The following is a 15960-nucleotide window of genomic DNA, read 5'->3' on the forward strand; positions in this document are numbered from 1 at the left end:
TGACTCTAAGTCCGCTCTCGCCTTGTCGTCAAGAAGACGAGAATGAGGGTGTCGCGGGAGCGCGCGAGGGAGCGGATTCAGGCCCGTGGGTCGAACGGGACGCCCGACGGCAGCGCCGCGGCCAGATGGCTCGCGAAGCTCGCGTCCTTCAGGCCGAAGGTGGCACTGCCGAAGTCGTAGGCGCTCAACTTGTCCCGCAGGCCCGCCGGATAGCCCTCCCAGCCGACGAGCGCCGGGAACTGCCAGGCGCCCCGGTGGTTCTCGGGCGGCTCGTCACCCGCGCTCGCGGGGCGGAAGCAGTGGGTACCGATGCCGTCCTTGTGGTAGACGATCTTCGGGTGGGTGCCGTCCCAGCGGATCTGGTCACGGGGGTAGACGTTGAAGTCGCCGTGGGCGGAGGTGGCGACGTACTGCGCCTGACCGTCCTTGACCCAGACCACGACGTGTTCCCAGTCGTGGCGGTGTCCGCCGAGACCACTGCCCGCCACGGCCTGGTCCTTCTCGAAGTAGAGGCCGTACAGCACGGCGCACCAGCCATTGTTGCACTTCGCGCGCGCATAGCCGTTGGTGTTGTCGAGGTCGGCGGCGTCATGACACTGACCGTTGAGGGCGCCGCTCGGCGCGAGCCCTCCGTTGATCGCGCCGTCCGGGCCGATGGCCGGGGTGGGGTAGCAGCCGTCGGTGTCGTAGTCGTACGCGGGCTGGAACGTCTGCTCCGTCCCGTCGGCGGCGGCCGGCAGGGCGGTCGGCGGCGCCGCGACGGCGGCGCCCGCGAACGCGATCACCAGGGCGAGGGCTCCGCCGAGGGGAACGGAGGTCCTGCGGATGAGTCTCTTCGACGTCACTGTGGTCTCCTGCGTCACTGCGGGGGCTGACATTTTTGTCATGCCCGGACCAGCCACAGGTGACGCGACAGGACAACTCACGTGAAGCGCAGGGGAATTGACGGGTGGTCACTCCCCCGCGCTCACGCCGCAGGTCAGGCGGTGTGCAGGGTCAGCCCGTACCGGCTCAGAATCTCGTTGATCGGCTGGTACCAGGTCTCACCGCCACTCGCGCAGTTGCCCCAGCCGCCGGAGGTGACACCCTGGGCCTGGTCACCGCTGATGAACGAGCCGCCGGAGTCGCCGGGTTCGGCGCACACACTGGTCTTCGTCATCTGATGGACCGCGCCCTGGCTGTAGTTGACCGTCTCGTTCTTGGCGAGGACGGTCCCGCAGTGCCAGTGCGAGGTCGAGCCCGAGCGGCAGATGGACGCGCCGACCGGGGCCTCCGCCGAGCCGCGCACCAACTGGTCGGAGACGGTGCCCCAGCCGAGCACGACCGGCACGGTCCACCAGCCGCTGCCGACGTTGACCCACGCGTAGTCGTTGTCGGGGAACGACGAACCCTGGAAGTTTCCGACGTACGAGCCGTCCCAGCCGTTGACGCCCTGACCCGCGCCGCCGCAGTGGCCGGCCGTGACGAAGCCGCCGTGGACCGAGAAGCCTATGGAGCAGCGGACGTTGCCCGTGTAGTACGGGTCACCGCCGACCGTGCCCGCGGCCAGGGTGGCCGGGGCGTGGTCGGCGGTCTCGACCGCCACCGGGGCAGCCTTGCGGGCCTGGGCCAGGAAGGCCTTGACATCGTTGTCGCGTCGCGCGTCGGCGAGGACCTCGACGACAACCCGGTTGGACGGCCAGTCCACGCGCCAACTGGTCACACCCCGGGGCGCCTTGAGGGCGTCGACGCGCTTCTTCGCGGTGTCGAGACTCCGCGCGCTGCGGGCCACCACCTCGGCCCGCGCACCGGTGGCCCGTACGGCCGCGACCCTGGCGGGATCGGCGACGGCGACGGTCAGCCGGTCGCTGCTCGGGGTGTACCACGATCCGGCGTAGGCGCCGCCCGCGGCCGCTCGCGCCTTCTTCTCGACACCGGCGGCCTTCTCCTCCGCTGCGAGCCGGGCCTCGGCCTGATCGCGGGTGAGTCCGAAGTCCCTCTGCATGGCGGCGAGTACGCCGTCGGAGGCGGGGGCCTCGGCGGGGGTGTCGGCCGCAGCGGTGGGCAGCACGCCGCCGGTGGCGCAGGCCGCGCCGAGCAGCAGGGCGGTCAGCGCGGTGCGCAGGGTCACGGCGCGCGACGCGGTTCTCGTACGACTGGTGCTTCGTGCACGTCTCATGGACGTCCCTTCGTTGTTCCCTTGCGGTGGGGGTGGAACAGCAATCTGGGAGCGCTCCCGGCAGGTGCCGGTCGGGAGCCTAGCGAGAGATCATGGACAGGTCCATGCCAATGGAGCGACGTGATCCGGACATGCTCGTACGGTGTCCCGTGCGCGGCGTCTCCGGCAGGGCCCGAGCGATCGACGCGCAGAGCCCGGCGCGCAGAGCGTGCGCCAGGCGGTCACCTGCTCTGCTTCCAGGCGGTCGAGGAACGCGAAGACGCCGGTGTCACGTCGGCGGCCCTGCGGGAGGTCGGCGGCGCGCGGGACGAGGTGGACGTGGGCGTGAGGGACCATTCCCGCGCCCGGCCGGTCCGGTGGGCGGCCGACAGCCGTCGGACCAGTCCCGCCAAGGTTGGTCGCCTCGGATCCCACCGGGGTATCCGAGGCGGATCAGTCCCCCCTTCACTGGAGGGCCCGGATGCCCAGGTCATGAGCCATGGACCCGAGAGTGAGGACTACCAGTGGCCGACCCACGGTGGAGCCGGGCGGCACGGCGCTCCCGGCGAGAAGCGATCCCCCCACCAAACCAGTGCTCAGTACGGCGGTCGACGCGGGAGCGGCCGGGATCGTGACTCGAACCAACAGCCCGCGCGGTCGCTCGTCGTTTGCCGTTCGATGGCTTGGCAGCGCCTCATCGGTCGATAGCCTTCCAGGCTGCCGCAGCACCCTCCGTCTGCCGCTCCCCCAGCCGCTCAGGTTTGCGGCGCACCCTCTCCCCCAGAGCGACAGGATCCGTCGCGCCAGCCATCAGCGCAGCTTCGGTTCGGGTCGGCCCAAGCGTCAGCGCAGGTGCGGGTCCACGCATCGTGCACGTGTCGTGCGGCACGCGGGCACCCACGGTGAACGCGTTGACGGCCCAACGTGGTTGACATCCCGTCCTGCCGTAGCGCAACTGCCCTCCGGGCACCGCCCCGTCGCCCGTCCTGTTCAGACGGGTACTCGCGTCCGCTGCGGGTACTTGCCCGGGGCGGCGCAGCGGACGGGGCTCGCCGGCGTTCTGTGGGCAATGCGGGGAGAAGTAGATGGGTCATCGCCATTCAGCCGGGGCATCTGCGTCCCGGTGTTCGGCAGACGTACTCGGCGGGCGGTACCGTCTGGGCGGACTTCTCGGGTCAGGTGGGACCGCGCATGTCTACCGCGGGTTCGATCTGCGGCTGAAGCGCTCCGTCGCGATCAAGGTCTTCCGGCCCGATTCCGGCTTCCAGGTCGAGGGGAACTCTCATGGTGAGGCCGTCGTCCTGGCCCGGTTGAATCATCCACGCCTCGTCACCGCCTTCGACGCCGGACAGCACGAGGACCGCCCCTTCCTGGTCATGCAGCTGATCGAAGGCACCACGCTGAAGCACCGGATCGCCAAGGGGCCTCTTTCCGTAGCGGAGACCGCCGCTCTGGGTGCAGACGTGGCTGAAGCTCTGACGCACGCGCACGGCGCGAACATCGTCCACCGGGACGTCAAACCGTCCAACATCCTCATCGATCCGACCGCACGCCCCTACCTGACCGACTTCGGCATCTCCCGACTGCTCGACACCACCACGCGCACCGCCACCGGTGCCCTCATCGGAACGGCCGCCTACCTCTCCCCTGAGCAGGTCCTCGGACAGCCCGTCGGCCGGCCCGCTGATGTCTACGCTCTGGGCCTGGTACTCCTGGAATGTCTCACCGGCCACCTCGAGTACGACGGCACGCCCCTGGAAGCCGCGATCGCCCGGCTGCACCGACAGCCGACGATGCCCGACGACCTGCCCCGGCGACTCAGCGATGTCTTAGGGGCGATGACCGCTATGGACGAGAAGGAGCGTCCCACAGCCCTTGACTGCGCCCACCTGTTGGCGAAGGCCGTCGAGGAGGCACCGACCGCCGCTCGGCCGTCCTCCCACGCCGTCGTCACCGCGCGAGAGCCCGAACAGGAGCCAAGAGCGGACGAACCCACGCACCGTACGCCGCTACGGAGCGACGTACGGTTGGCCGCCCCTGCCCAGACCGGCCGCCGCCGCCCGAGAGCTGTCGGGGCCGGCATCGCGCTCGTCGCCATCTCGGCCGTCACCCTGGCCGTCTCCGCCAACTTGACCGCACACAGCGGAGATCCCAGTGGTGCCAAGCCCACCAGCGTCCCCAGCACAGCGCCTGAGAGGGACGGGACGGCCGCTCCGAGGAAGACGCCCATCAGCGGTGACGACGCGGACCATCGCCGCGACGCAACGGCTCGAAGGAGTCCCTCTGCCCCCGCCGGCCTGAGCCAGCCGCCCGGCGACGAAACAGCATCGGCGCGCACGACGCCAGGTCCCGCTGGAGCGCCTGCCCCGGCAGCCCGCGACCGGTCCGCGGCCACGAAGTCACTCACTCCGCCCGGCCAGGCGAGGAAGGCGGCGAAGTGTCGTACGGCCATCGCTCGCCCCTGCTAGATCCTGCTCGACCACCACACCCGGTAGCAGGCGTGAGAACTCCCGACGCGGTGTCCGCGATATGAGTCTCGAAGTCATGCCACTCGGGGGGTCTCGCGCCAGCGGCGTCTCCTTGCCTGGCTGGATGCGAACCCCGCCCGCTCGGCACATGGATGTCGCCTGATGACTCAGGCGAGTGGCACGACCGTACCGGTGCAGCTCATCGAGAAGGCCGCCGGGGAGCCGACTTCGTCGCCCGCCACCCAGGCGCGGTCTTGGTCGACCCCGTCGTCCCCTCCGACACATGCCTCCCCGACGACCGAAACAGTGCCCATCGTGCAGATGTAGTGCGTCGTCTCGCCCTTGTGCCCTCGCCGGTCATCCACGGCCCAGCTGCGGGCAATGGCGGCGACGGACCGCCCTCCTGGACGAGAGGCGAACTCAGGGCATGCGATCCGACCGAATCTCCCGCTGCTCGATCCGAGACGTAGAAACTTGGCAAGACATCCGGTGCGCTGCCGCGCTTCTCCTGCCCCCCCCTGAAGAAGACAGAGACGACGAGACACTCGTTCACCCGTCAGGCCACCTCCTGGAGAGCGGCGACTGTCTGGTGGGCGAGTGGGGGGCCGTTCGAGGGGGCGATGGCCGCTTTCAGGCAGCAGCGTCACTGAGTCGGGATCGGCTGGGTGAGGTTCACCGGGTTGCCGTCGGGGTCCTGGATGTGGGCGACGCGCTGTCCCCACGGCATGTCGTTGGGGCCTCCGTGGACCGAGCCGCCCAGCGTCGTCACCCGGCGCAGCGTCTCATCGACGTCATCGACACCGATGCTGAGCAGGATGCGGGGCGCCTCCCGGCCCCCCGGGTCCGCCTTGGCCACCAGCCCGAGGTCGGTGTCGCCGATGCGCAAACCGAGGTAGAAGACCCGCCCCTTCTCCGGTACCCGGAAGATCTCCTCGGCGCCGAACAATTTCGTATAGAAGCCGACCAGGACGTCGTGGTCGGCCGTCAGGATCACTGGCTGGATGGTGGACATGGCACTCCTGTCGAGAACGGTCGTGTCGCTGGGTAGACCGTCCGAGAACGGTGAACTCATCGGCATAACCGCCGCACCAAGCACGGGCCCCCACCCGTTCCGGCCAGCCACTGCAAGATGGTGCGGCCTCAGTGCGGTGCCACGCTCCTATTGGCTCGCCTCGGCCCGGTCGCCTCGGGCGGACGTCCGGGATCCGACCACAGGCCGCGTGCCCACTCGGGAGCATGTTCATCCTGGTGTTCGCGGGCGAGTTGGGCGAGTTGGGCGATGGCCAGGATCAGGCTCACGCGGACGACTACAGAGCAGAGGAGACGTGTGAATATCCGTCAGTGGTCGCCGCCAGAACGTACGCTGAGCGGACCTCGGGGGCAGGGTCGTAGAGCAGCCGTTGCACAAGGTGAAGGTCGTCCGTGACGGCCTGGCGGGCCGCCTGGATCGTCCAGTCCACCGGACACATCGTGCTGCCCTCGATCATGAGCGGCTCCTCGGCGACCTGGATCAGGCCTTCCCGCGATCCGTTGCCCATGTGCCGGCACCGGCCGATCTCGGCGACCAGGCAAAGGGTCCGCGCACGGAGTCCGTCGCGCACCCCCTCGCCGGCGCCGATTACCTCTTAACATCACCGATGAAAATCTATCGTGGCCGAAGTAGACATTGGTTGCTGGTCTGGCTATGGTTTCTCTCGTAACCACGAAGGACCGCAGGGCCTGGCAGAGACGAACTGCCGGGCAAGTAGTAACGCAGTACCCGCAGTTGCAGGACGGTGCGGTGACGGAGTACCGAAGCCAGAGCAGTGTCAGGACGGCGACGGGACTGGTCACCGCACCGGGCGGCCAGTAGTAGTTCAGGGCGGCCACAGCAGAAACCGCAGTGGAGAGTGAGCAGTACCTCGGTGAAGGCGTTGGCTGCGGGCGCGCGCACCGGGAGGTTCGGCAGTGGGGTTCCAAGCCAGAGCAGACGCACGATGGGCGACGGGGCTGGCTGCCGGAATCATGGCGCTGGGACAGGCCATGCGCAGTACCAGTGGTTCGCAGGATCAGTAGTACGCAATCCCCGGTCAGTAAGTGATTGACCCACAGAGGGAAGAACGGAGGAGCTCGACGCCATCAGGATCGCCCGGACGCCACGCGAGTCCGGGTACCGCAGGACATCGATAGTGAGGTGGTCTCCGGTCAGGCAACCGCGATCCCCGCGACCCCGACGAAGCTCAGGTCGGGCAGGCGGAAACAGAAGGTCGGCGCAGGATCAGGGCCGACAGATGGTGTAGCTGTTCCTTCGGGGCCCGGGTGCCACACGCACCCGGGCCCCTCCTTGCGTTGCACGCAGAGAGGACAACGGCGCCCCGACGCCGGAGCACGAGAAGATCCCGCATTGGCTCGTCACGTCACTCTGCACGGCGTACGGCTTCGGCCAAGACGACTTCGCCCGCCCCGTCGACCGCACCGGCCCGGCCGAGCGCCGCGGCCGTCGGCCCTCTCAACCCCCGTGTCGCCTCCGGCACTTGGCGAGCCCGACGAGCCGAACGCAGGAACCGTCCGGTACGGCGGGACAACGTACCCGGCCTGCGCAGGATCGGAAGCCGGCTCTCTCCCCCCACAGCCTTCTCAGGATCCGTCCCAGATCCCCAGACGCTTGAGCCGACGCTGCCGCAGCCGCTCCGAGGCAGCCGTGAGCCCAAAGACAGCACCCAGGAGCAACCCCGAGAACACGGGCGCCAGGAAATCGTCGAGCCGGTCCCCACCCGACAGCGCGATGAAGAAGAGCGTGCAAGGAACGGCCGTGCACAGACCAGTGATGATTGGATGTCGAGCCGTCCACTTCTGAGTCCGAGTCGGACGACGTTGCCCACCCAGGGCCCGATCCACAGCCCAGAACGCGCTCCCCAGAGACCGCCGCCAGTTCGCCACGGAGGAAGGATACGGGGGGGCGATCGAGCCACTGGGCGACTGCGCCGGGGCGGGCGGCAGTCATCGCAGATCGCGGCCCGGCGGTGACTTCGTCTCTCGTGAAGGTCAGACCCGCGCCCCCTCGACGAAGATCCTGACGACGAGGCCTCATTCATCGCCCCGGACCCGCTGCTGAGCTTCTGGCGTCAGTACGGCCGGATCGCGCCCTCGGACTGCTGCCGCAGCCGCTCCGGGTACGGGCCTGCTCGCCGGTCGACAGGTGCGGGTCGACGAACTCCCCTTCGCTGTCGGTCAGTTGCCCTCGCGTCACGCAAGGCTTCAGCCTGCCGACATGCGTGCCGCGCCCCTGGTGCGAATGCGCTGGGCGAGAAAGAGAGCGGCGCGGTCCAGCGCCTCGTCGGCTTCGTCCAGGGCCCCGGCGAACGCCTGGAAGACATGGGGAACGTCAGCGGTGACGTCCAGGATGACGTCCACTCCGGCTTCCCTCGCGCGCGTGGCCATGCGTGTGGAGTCGTCGAGGAGTATTTCGTTGGTGCCCACCTGCAGAAGCATCGGAGGGAAGCCGGCCAGGTCCGCGAGGACGGCGGGGCTGAGCAGGGGCTGATGCGGGTCCTGCCCCGCAAGGTACATGGCGCCGGTGGGGGCCAGGCCCTCGCGCGTGAAGAACGGGTCGACGCCCGCCTTGGTGTCCATGCTCTCGCCCGTCCGGGTCATGTCGAGTCCGGGTGAGAACGCCACGATCGCGGCGGGCACAGGCAGGCCGGCGTCGCGGGCGGCGAGACAGGTGGTGACGGCGAGTCCACCGCCGGCGGAGTCCCCGGCGAACGCGATCGCCGAAGGGTCCTCGCCGCTGTCGAGGAGTGCGCGGTAGGCGCTCACTCCATCCTCGATCGCGGCCGGGAAGGGGCACTCAGGGGCGAGCCGGTAGTCCAGGGAGAACGCCCTGAACCCTGTTCTGGTCACCAGGTTCCCCGTCAGCGACATCGCCGTCTCCGGTGAGCCGACCACGTAGGAACCGCCGTGAAAGTAGAGGATCGTTCCGGCCTTCGAAGTGCCGACCGGCTCGACGCGCACGGCGGGGCGATCACCGAGCCTCGCGGTCCGAGTGCGGATCCCGGCCGGGACGATCATTTTCCCCATCATCGCCCTGAACCCGGCGCGCATCTCCTCCACCGAACGGGGAGCCTGCGGCTGAGGCTGTCGGACCATCGCGTCGATCTCCGCGCGCTGCTGCCTGCTCATTGTCGCCTCCATCGCGAGTGCATGCCGAGGCACTATATGCCTAGGCATGTAGGTTAAAGTACATGCCATGGCATCTAAGTCAAGCCGCGGCCCGGTCGACCTCCCGGGTTTCTTCGCCGACCTCGTCCGGTGCGAGACGCGTCTCTACAACGCGCTGAACGACCGTCTTCGTGAGCAGCACGGGATCGTCACCTCGCAGTTCGAGTTCCTGCGCTTCCTGCGCGACCACCCCGGGTCGCGAGTCGCGGACCTCGCCACCGAATTCGCCATCGGGATCGGTGCGACCAGCAAGGGCATCGACCGCCTGGACAAGCAGGCATGGGTCGTACGGCGAACCAATCCGGCGGATCGCCGGTCATCACTGCTGGATCTGACCCCCGAAGGCCTGCGACTCGTCGAGGCAGCGGAGGCGACCTTCACCAGAACACTGGCCGAGCTGACCGCGGACGTCCTCAGCGGTCCCTCGGGGGCGGCCGCCGCACAGGTCTTCTCCGAGTTGCGCTCAGCGCTCGAACGCGACCAGATCGGCCTGCCCACAGGCTGACGGGCAGGCGCAGCCCGTGCGACCGCCCGGAGCGGGAGCCGGATGACAGACAGAGCGGGGTTCGCGGTGAGTGGGTGGCGCGATCGCGTGGCTGGGATTCCCGCGCAAGGTCCTGGGGAGCCGATGCAACCCCTCATGGGACTCGGGCCGGAACACTTCTCGCTCCCCCTCGGCTGCGACCGCCGTTCTCCGGGGGTTTCGCTGACGAAGGGGAGCGCCCTCTCGACCTCGTACGCGGTGTTCCGCCGCTGGCGGATCAACAGTTTCTGGGCCCGCACCCGACCACGGACCGGGCCGCCCGCTCGGCGGCCTGAGCGCCGAGCCTCACCTGACCTCAGCCGGTCACCCGGCCGTCCTGCGGCGAAGATGGACCGGCAGGGCTCGGTGACCGTTGCTGATCAGGGTGGGCAGCGGCTTCAACTGGGCGGCGGGGACGGCCAGTTCGATGTCGGGGAAGCGGGCGAAGAGCAGGCGGAGCGCCGTGGCCACTTCCAGACGGGCCAGCGGGGCGCCCAGGCAGAAGTGGACGCCATGGCCGAACGCCAGGTGGTCCTTTGTCGGGCGGGTGGCGTCGAAGGTGTCGGCGGTGGGCCCGTGCCAGTCGGGGTGGCGGTTGGCGGCGGCGTAGGAGGCGAGGATCGCGTCGCCGCGGGGGATCGTCCGGCCGTCGGGCAGGGGGATGTCCGTGAGGGCGTAGCGCAGGGGCAGGTGCTTGATGGCGGGTTCGTGGCGCAGGGTCTCCTCGACGACGTCCTCCCAGGTCGCTCGGCCCGCGCGGAGATGGCCGAGTTGTCCGGGGTCGGTCAGCAGGGCGGTGGCTGCCTGGTCGATGACGTTCACCGTGGTCTCGTAACCGGCGCTGATCATCAGCAGGAGCGTGTCGCGCAGCTCCCCGTCGGTGAAGCCGCCGCCGTCGCCCTCGTCGTCGCGGGCCGCGATGAGGAGAGAGGTCATGTCGTCGGCGGGTTCGGCGCGTTTGGTGGCGATCAGATCGTCGAGGGCTTTGTAGAGGGACGCCGTGTTCTCGGCGGCCCGCGCGGCGGTGACCGTGGTGTCGAAGACGCCGTCCACCACGGTGCGGAAGCCTTGCAGTTGGCTGTCGGGGATGCCCATGAGGCGGCCCAGGACCGCGATGGGCAGGGGGTAGGCGAAGTGTTCGCGCAGGTCCACGCTCTGGTTCGAAGGACGTGTGTCGAGGTCGTCGAGGAGAGAGGTGACGATCGACTCCACCGTCGGGCGTAGGTCCTGGATGCGGCGGGCACTGAGCGCCGGCGCGACCATCCGGCGCAGCCTGCGGTGATCACCCCCGTAGGCCGTGAACATGCTCTCCACCGCGATCCACAGGGCGAGCGGCCACGTGGACACGGTCTCGGCGTATGCGGGCCAGTGGGCACGGCCGTCCTTGGAGACCTGCGGGCTGGTGAGCAGCCGCTTCAGGAGGGCGGGGTCCGTGACCGACCAGACGGTCAGGCCCAGGACGTCCACGCGGGTGGCCGGGCCACGGGCGCGTAACGCCTGGTCCTCGGCATGGTGATCGGAGGCTTCGGGGTCCAGGACAAGGGGCGGCAACGGCGGTGAGACCTGTTCGGGCACGGAGGTACCTCCAAGGCGGACGGCCGGGTGTCGGCAGCTCGTATCGGTCAAGAGCAGTGAGCCGACGTCCTCTGCGTCGGGCTCGTACAACTGACCGTGCAGACGCACGACTTGTGACACTACGGCCGTATGAAGGGCCTGTCCGGCGATCTCTTCAGCGGATCGAGGCATGGTGAACCCTCGCCCCGAAGCCCGTGGGGTCGCCGCCCTCTGCTCAGGTGAGGGTGACGGTCAGCCGCCCCGTCTGTCGGGTGACGGTGGAGTTGAGGCAGTCCAGGAGGCCGAGGCTGGGGTAGGTCGCGACGCGCTCGGAGACGGCACCCAGCCCGTAGCCGGACGTGACGGTTCCCGTGGAGGTCACGATCTCCTGGTTGGCCGCGTGGACGACCGTGGTGACGGGGTAGGTGATGGTGCTCTGCTGCCCGTTGTCCCAGTGGTAGGTCACCACGTTCTGGACGAGCGTGTCTCCCAAGCCCTGCACCAGGCAGCTGACTTGCTGGTCGAACACGGTATGAGCGGTGCCGGACGTGACGCCACCGATGCAATTGCCACCGCCGGAGCTGCCCGGATTCTCGGTGACGCTCTGCGAGGTGTCCCGCAGCAGCGGGCCCAGGGGCGGGGAATAGTCGACCGTGACGGACCCGGTGCATGCCAGCAGGCCGGTGTCCGCCTGGGCCGGAGTGACGTGGGAGAGCGTGGCGCCGGCCAGAACGAGGACCCCCGCCAACGCTGAACCGAAAGCACGCATGACGCTCCCTCATGGGTAGGGCACGGCAGGAGATCCTGGTGCGAGGAGCTTCAGTCTTCAGTCGCGGCGTCGGACGGGCCAGGGTGTGGCGCCAAGCGGGTGACGCGCACTGTGCGCACCCGTGTGAAGGGAGCGACACGTACCCGTCACCGGCCGGAGGGGCTGGTCCCCGCCGAGGCCGAGTTCGCCTCCGACGGTGCAGCGGAGTCATTCGAGCCCGCTGCCTGGTGTGTGGCAGAGGTGACCGACGACGTCCGCTTCACCGGAGGATCCCTGGCGCGTGCCGCACGCCCAGAACTGCTCGGACGGCCGGCCGAGTACGGCTTACGGCGCAGAGGAGCGGGCCGTTCCCGTGCCGGTGGTGTCCGTGCTCACAACCCCATGTCGAGCGCCAGGCACGAGTAGTACTTCCACGAGCCCTCGGGGTTGTAGGCGGTGCCGGTGGCGCCGGGTTCGGCTTCCACCTCCTCGGTCATGTCCTCGAAGCGGACACGCTCGGGAAGTGCTCCGAAACGTGCGTGCCGGGACGCTGCTGCGGTCTCGTCGGTGGGGCGCTCGTTCATGGCGGTCTCCCCTTCATGTTCCTGGCGCGTGGACGGGATATGTGTCAGCTTGCACCACCAGGCGTCACCGGTCAAGCCGGTGACGCATCGCGTCGGCCTCCAGAACCGCGGCGGCGAAGGCCTCGGGCTGCTCCTGGGGCAGGTCGTGGCCGGCGTCCGGGACGACATGGTGTGCCCAGGGGCCGGTGAAGTGGGCGGCGTACGCGCTGCCGTCGGTGGCTGGGATGACGCCGTCCTGTTCGCCGTCGAGGGTGACGGTGGGCACGGTGACCTTCGGCTGGTCGAGGAGTCCGCGCTCCAGGTCGGCGTAGCGCGGGTCGCCGGCGGCCAGGCCCAGGCGGTGACGGTAGCCGTGGATGACGACATCGACGTAGTCGGGGTTGCTCCACAACCGAGCGGCCTGCTCGAACTCCGCTTCCGTGAAGCGCCATTGGGGCGAGTTGCGTCGCCAGACGACTCGGGCGAGGTCTTCGCGGTTGTTCCGCAGCCCCCTGCGTCCGCGCTCGGTGGCGAAGTAGAAGAAGTACCAGTAGCCCTCCTCCTGCCGGGGCGTGAGGGGGTTCCGGGCGACCGCGAGGTTCTGGATCAGGTAGCCGTTGACGGAGACGAGTCCGGTGCAGCGCTCGGGATGCAGGGCCGCCACGATGTCAGCGGCCCGTCCGCCCCAGTCGTAGCCGGCGAGGATGGCCCGCGGGATGTCCAGCGCGTCCATGAAGGCCAGCAGGTCCGCACCGAGCGCCGCCTGCTGGCCGGAGCGGACGGTGTCCGCGGAGCGGAACCGGGTCTCCCCGTGGCCGCGCAGGTAGGGGATGTAGCAGCGGTGGCCGCGCCGGGCGAGCGTCTCGGCCACCTCGGCGTAGGAGCCGACCGGGCTGAAGGGCCAGCCGTGCAGCAGGACGACGGGCCTGCCGCGGGCCGGGCCGACGTCGTGGTAGGCGATGTCCAGGACGTCGGTGCGGGTGTGCCGCACCGGGCCCAGGTCGCTCCCGCGGTGCATGACGCTCATCGTTCCTCCGTGGTGTGGGCGATCTCGTCCAGCAGATCGGCGAGTTTGCCGGGCATGGAGAGCAAGGGGGTGTGCCCGCTGGGCAGGTGACGGGTGACCGTGGCCCGTTCGGCGAACGGCAGTTGGTACGACGGCGGGAGACTGCGGTCGTCGTCGCAGACGATGTACGTCGACGGGATCGTCTTCCATCCGGCCCGGTCGACCGGCTCGGCGAAGGACAGCGCGGACTGCGGAAGCAGCCGCGCCAGGGCCGGGTCCCGCTGGTGGTCGGGTACGTCGTGGTAGAGGGTCCCCGCCGGGTCCTCCCGTACGGGGATGACGCCCCGCACGGTGGCGAGGGCCGGCTGCTCGCCGCCGAAGCACGTCATCAGGCTCTCCCCCTCGTCCAGGGCGAAGGCGGCCACGTACACCAGATGGGACACGTGTGCGGCCCCCGCGGTCGCCTGGGTGACGGGCGCACCGCCGTAGGAGTGTCCGACGACCACCAGAGGGGCGTCGATGGAGTCGACTCGTTCCCGGATCACTCGGGCGTCGGCGTGCATACCGGGGAGGCTGCCGCCTGCTCCTTCGGGGACGACGCTGGGCAGGGTGACCGCGTGGCTGTTCCAGCCCCGGTCGGAGAGTGCGTCCTGCACGTCCCGCCAGCACCACGCGCCGTGCCATGCACCGTGCACCAGGAGGAACTGGGGCCTGTGCGTACCGTTGTCCATCTCGTTCCTTCGTCTTGCGCGACGACGTGTGTCCCACCGTCCGATGACTCACTCCGGACGCCACGGACCGGCGCACACGTATGAATTCAGCAGTAGAACGACTCAGGACCCGTCCGGGGTTCACGACGACAGTGGGAGTTCCTGCACAAGCCGTACGGGGACGCTCCGCTCACACGTGTGTGTCACGTCCCTGTTCGGCATCAACGAAGGAATCGGCATGACTCGTACATGGTTGATCACCGGTGCGTCCCGGGGGTTCGGGCGCGCCCTCGCGCAAGCGGTGCTGGACAGCGGGGACCGGCTCGTGGCGACGGCCCGCCGCCCGGAGCAGTTGGCGGATCTCGTCACGCGCCACGGCGACCGGGTGCGCACGGCCGCCCTGGACGTCACCGACCCGGCTGCCGCGCGGAATGCGGTGGACGTCGCCGTCGACGCGTTCGGCGGGCTCGACGTGGTCGTGAACAACGCCGGGTACGCCAACAGCGCGCCGATCGAAGAGATGGCCGAGGACGACTTCCGTGCCCAGTTCGAGGCGAACTTCTTCGGCGTCGTGAACGTCACCCGGGCCGCGCTCCCCGTGCTGCGCGGACAGCGCTCCGGCACCTTCCTGCAGTTCTCCTCGCTCGGCGGCCGCGTCGGCGGCACCGCCGGCATGGGCGCCTACCAGAGCGCGAAGTTCGCCGTGGAGGGCTTCTCCGAGGTGCTCGCCACCGAGGTCGCCCCGTTCGGGGTCAGGGTCGTCATCGTGGAGCCGGGCGCGTTCCGCACGGACTGGCAGGGCGCGTCGATGGAGCTGCACCCGGTGGGCCCCGACTACGCCGACACCGTCGGCGCCATGAACGCCTACCGGGCGGCGAACAGCGCCTCGCAGCCCGGCGACCCGGTGCGTGCCGCCCGGGTCCTGGTCGACGTCGCCCGCCACGACGACCCGCCGCGCCGGCTCCTACTCGGCGCCCAGGCCGTGGCGATGGCTCTCGAAGCGGGTGAGGCGCGGGCCGCGGAGACGCGGAAGTGGGCCGGGGCGAGCGCCGCCGCCGATTTCCCCGCGTAGCCGCACGCACTCTCCTGCCCTCGATTCACCCTCACACCTTTCCCCCACCGCTCCACACATAGAAGGGCACTTTCATGTCCCGTAAGACCTGGCTCATCACCGGCGCGTCCAGCGGCCTCGGCAAGGCCCTCGCCGAACACCTGCTGGCCCACGGGGATCAGGTGGTCGCGACGGCCAGTTCGACGCAGGCCACCACCGAACTGGCCGCACGCCACCCGGACACCGCGCTCGCGGTGAAGCTGGACGTCACCGACGCCGCGGACCGCGAGGCCGCGGTGCGCGCCGCCGAGGAACGCTTCGGCGGCATCGACGTCCTGGTCAACAACGCCGCGATCGACTTCATCGGCGCCCTGGAGGAGCAGCACGAGGCCGACTACCGGCGGCTCTTCGAGGTCAACTTCTTCGGGGCGGTCGCCCTCACCCGCGCCGTGCTTCCCGGCATGCGGGCCCGCCGCAGCGGCACGGTTGTCAACGTCTCGTCCATGGACGGTCTGGCGAGCCTGCCCGCGAACGGCTACTACTCGGCGAGCAAGTTCGCCCTCGAAGGCTTCACCGAGGCGCTGTGGCAGGAGATCGAGCCGATCGGACTGCGCGCGATGATCATTCAGCCGGGCTCGTTCCGCACCGGCATCGAGAACCGGACGCGGGCGTCCGGCGACGCCATCGACGACTACGCCGCCACGGCCGGCGCCTTCCGGGCGATGATGGGCAATCTGACGCCCGACATGTTCCCCGGTGACCCGCGGCGCGCCGCTGAGGCGATCCACCGGGCCGTGACCGTCGAGCGGCCCCCGCACTGGGTGGTCCTCGGCAGCGACGCGCAGCGCCGTATCGGCGTCAAACTCGACCGGCTCACCGCCGAGTTCGAGGCCGGCGCCGAGTTGGCGTACAGCACGGACTTCCCCGGCGCCGCCGACAACGCGGTGCTCTGACACCGGCTCCCCGGAGTGGTGCCGGAGCCCGTCCCTGCACCACTCCG

Annotated in this window: 14 protein-coding genes; 4 read left to right on the forward strand and 10 right to left on the reverse strand. The window is 69.6% G+C overall.

The window, feature by feature from the left end:
• Window positions 1–77 precede the first annotated feature (77 nt).
• A complete protein-coding gene (locus AB0L37_RS04005) occupies window positions 78–878 on the reverse strand; it encodes an NPP1 family protein (protein WP_365499691.1) in 801 nt (266 codons plus the stop codon).
• Between the two features lie 101 nt (window positions 879–979).
• The gene (locus AB0L37_RS04010; protein ID WP_365499694.1) at window positions 980–2158 is read right to left on the reverse strand and encodes a S1 family peptidase; all 1179 of its coding nucleotides are present in this window, start codon (window positions 2156–2158) and stop codon (window positions 980–982) included.
• A 1064-nt stretch (window positions 2159–3222) separates the two neighbouring features.
• Between AB0L37_RS04010 and AB0L37_RS04015 the strand changes: the two genes are divergently transcribed.
• Window positions 3223–4605: a protein kinase gene (locus AB0L37_RS04015; protein ID WP_365499697.1), complete on the forward strand. Its 1383-nt coding sequence runs from the start codon at window positions 3223–3225 to the stop codon at window positions 4603–4605.
• A gap of 643 nt (window positions 4606–5248) precedes the next feature.
• Here AB0L37_RS04015 and AB0L37_RS04020 read toward each other — a convergent pair.
• The 3 genes from AB0L37_RS04020 to AB0L37_RS04030 all read right to left on the reverse strand — a co-directional run bounded on the left by AB0L37_RS04020 (window position 5249) and on the right by AB0L37_RS04030 (window position 8766).
• Window positions 5249–5617 carry a VOC family protein gene (locus tag AB0L37_RS04020; protein WP_365499699.1) on the reverse strand — a complete coding sequence of 123 codons (369 nt, stop codon included), beginning with the start codon at window positions 5615–5617 and terminating at the stop codon, window positions 5249–5251.
• A gap of 295 nt (window positions 5618–5912) precedes the next feature.
• On the reverse strand, window positions 5913–6143 hold the full coding sequence (locus AB0L37_RS04025) for a hypothetical protein (RefSeq protein WP_365499701.1): 231 nt from the start codon (window positions 6141–6143) through the stop codon (window positions 5913–5915).
• 1699 nt (window positions 6144–7842) lie between these two features.
• Entirely contained in the window at window positions 7843–8766 is a 924-nt protein-coding gene (locus AB0L37_RS04030) for an alpha/beta hydrolase (protein WP_365499704.1), read from the reverse strand.
• Window positions 8767–8833: 67 nt separating this feature from the next.
• Between AB0L37_RS04030 and AB0L37_RS04035 the strand changes: the two genes are divergently transcribed.
• The gene (locus AB0L37_RS04035) at window positions 8834–9310 is read left to right on the forward strand and encodes a MarR family winged helix-turn-helix transcriptional regulator (RefSeq protein ID WP_365499707.1); all 477 of its coding nucleotides are present in this window, start codon (window positions 8834–8836) and stop codon (window positions 9308–9310) included.
• Window positions 9311–9652: 342 nt separating this feature from the next.
• On the opposite strand, the gene AB0L37_RS04040 is transcribed toward AB0L37_RS04035, so the two are convergent.
• The 5 genes from AB0L37_RS04040 to AB0L37_RS04060 form a co-directional block, all read right to left on the reverse strand.
• A complete protein-coding gene (locus tag AB0L37_RS04040; protein ID WP_365499710.1) occupies window positions 9653–10903 on the reverse strand; it encodes a cytochrome P450 in 1251 nt (416 codons plus the stop codon).
• Between the two features lie 214 nt (window positions 10904–11117).
• Complete coding sequence (locus tag AB0L37_RS04045; RefSeq protein WP_365499713.1) at window positions 11118–11651, reverse strand: hypothetical protein; 534 nt, start codon at window positions 11649–11651, stop codon at window positions 11118–11120.
• A gap of 371 nt (window positions 11652–12022) precedes the next feature.
• Window positions 12023–12214: a hypothetical protein gene (locus tag AB0L37_RS04050; protein WP_365499716.1), complete on the reverse strand. Its 192-nt coding sequence runs from the start codon at window positions 12212–12214 to the stop codon at window positions 12023–12025.
• A gap of 64 nt (window positions 12215–12278) precedes the next feature.
• Window positions 12279–13220 carry an alpha/beta hydrolase gene (locus AB0L37_RS04055; RefSeq protein ID WP_365499719.1) on the reverse strand — a complete coding sequence of 314 codons (942 nt, stop codon included), beginning with the start codon at window positions 13218–13220 and terminating at the stop codon, window positions 12279–12281.
• Window positions 13217–13930, reverse strand: coding sequence for an alpha/beta hydrolase (locus AB0L37_RS04060; RefSeq protein ID WP_365499722.1), 714 nt, complete (start codon window positions 13928–13930; stop codon window positions 13217–13219). Before AB0L37_RS04060 ends, AB0L37_RS04055 begins: the two co-directional genes overlap by 4 nt.
• A 217-nt stretch (window positions 13931–14147) precedes the next feature.
• Between AB0L37_RS04060 and AB0L37_RS04065 the strand changes: the two genes are divergently transcribed.
• Window positions 14148–14981, forward strand: coding sequence for an oxidoreductase (locus tag AB0L37_RS04065; protein WP_365499725.1), 834 nt, complete (start codon window positions 14148–14150; stop codon window positions 14979–14981).
• 74 nt (window positions 14982–15055) lie between these two features.
• Complete coding sequence (locus AB0L37_RS04070; protein WP_365499728.1) at window positions 15056–15913, forward strand: oxidoreductase; 858 nt, start codon at window positions 15056–15058, stop codon at window positions 15911–15913.
• Window positions 15914–15960 lie beyond the last annotated feature (47 nt).

Source organism: Streptomyces sp. NPDC052225 (assembly GCF_040679615.1).
Classification (GTDB): domain Bacteria; phylum Actinomycetota; class Actinomycetes; order Streptomycetales; family Streptomycetaceae; genus Streptomyces.

Bases quoted from the DNA above. Each gene is read 5' to 3' on its own strand.
- AB0L37_RS04015 (WP_365499697.1), top strand. From the start codon at position 3,223: ATGGGTCATCGCCATTCAGCCGGGGCATCTGCGTCCCGGTGTTCGGCA.
- AB0L37_RS04050 (WP_365499716.1), bottom strand. From the start codon at position 12,214: ATGAACGAGCGCCCCACCGACGAGACCGCAGCAGCGTCCCGGCACGCA.
- AB0L37_RS04030 (WP_365499704.1), bottom strand. From the start codon at position 8,766: ATGAGCAGGCAGCAGCGCGCGGAGATCGACGCGATGGTCCGACAGCCT.
- AB0L37_RS04060 (WP_365499722.1), bottom strand. From the start codon at position 13,930: ATGGACAACGGTACGCACAGGCCCCAGTTCCTCCTGGTGCACGGTGCA.
- AB0L37_RS04025 (WP_365499701.1), bottom strand. From the start codon at position 6,143: ATGGGCAACGGATCGCGGGAAGGCCTGATCCAGGTCGCCGAGGAGCCG.
- AB0L37_RS04070 (WP_365499728.1), top strand. From the start codon at position 15,056: ATGTCCCGTAAGACCTGGCTCATCACCGGCGCGTCCAGCGGCCTCGGC.
- AB0L37_RS04045 (WP_365499713.1), bottom strand. From the start codon at position 11,651: ATGCGTGCTTTCGGTTCAGCGTTGGCGGGGGTCCTCGTTCTGGCCGGC.
- AB0L37_RS04035 (WP_365499707.1), top strand. From the start codon at position 8,834: ATGGCATCTAAGTCAAGCCGCGGCCCGGTCGACCTCCCGGGTTTCTTC.
- AB0L37_RS04020 (WP_365499699.1), bottom strand. From the start codon at position 5,617: ATGTCCACCATCCAGCCAGTGATCCTGACGGCCGACCACGACGTCCTG.
- AB0L37_RS04055 (WP_365499719.1), bottom strand. From the start codon at position 13,220: ATGAGCGTCATGCACCGCGGGAGCGACCTGGGCCCGGTGCGGCACACC.
- AB0L37_RS04065 (WP_365499725.1), top strand. From the start codon at position 14,148: ATGACTCGTACATGGTTGATCACCGGTGCGTCCCGGGGGTTCGGGCGC.
- AB0L37_RS04005 (WP_365499691.1), bottom strand. From the start codon at position 878: ATGTCAGCCCCCGCAGTGACGCAGGAGACCACAGTGACGTCGAAGAGA.
- AB0L37_RS04010 (WP_365499694.1), bottom strand. From the start codon at position 2,158: ATGAGACGTGCACGAAGCACCAGTCGTACGAGAACCGCGTCGCGCGCC.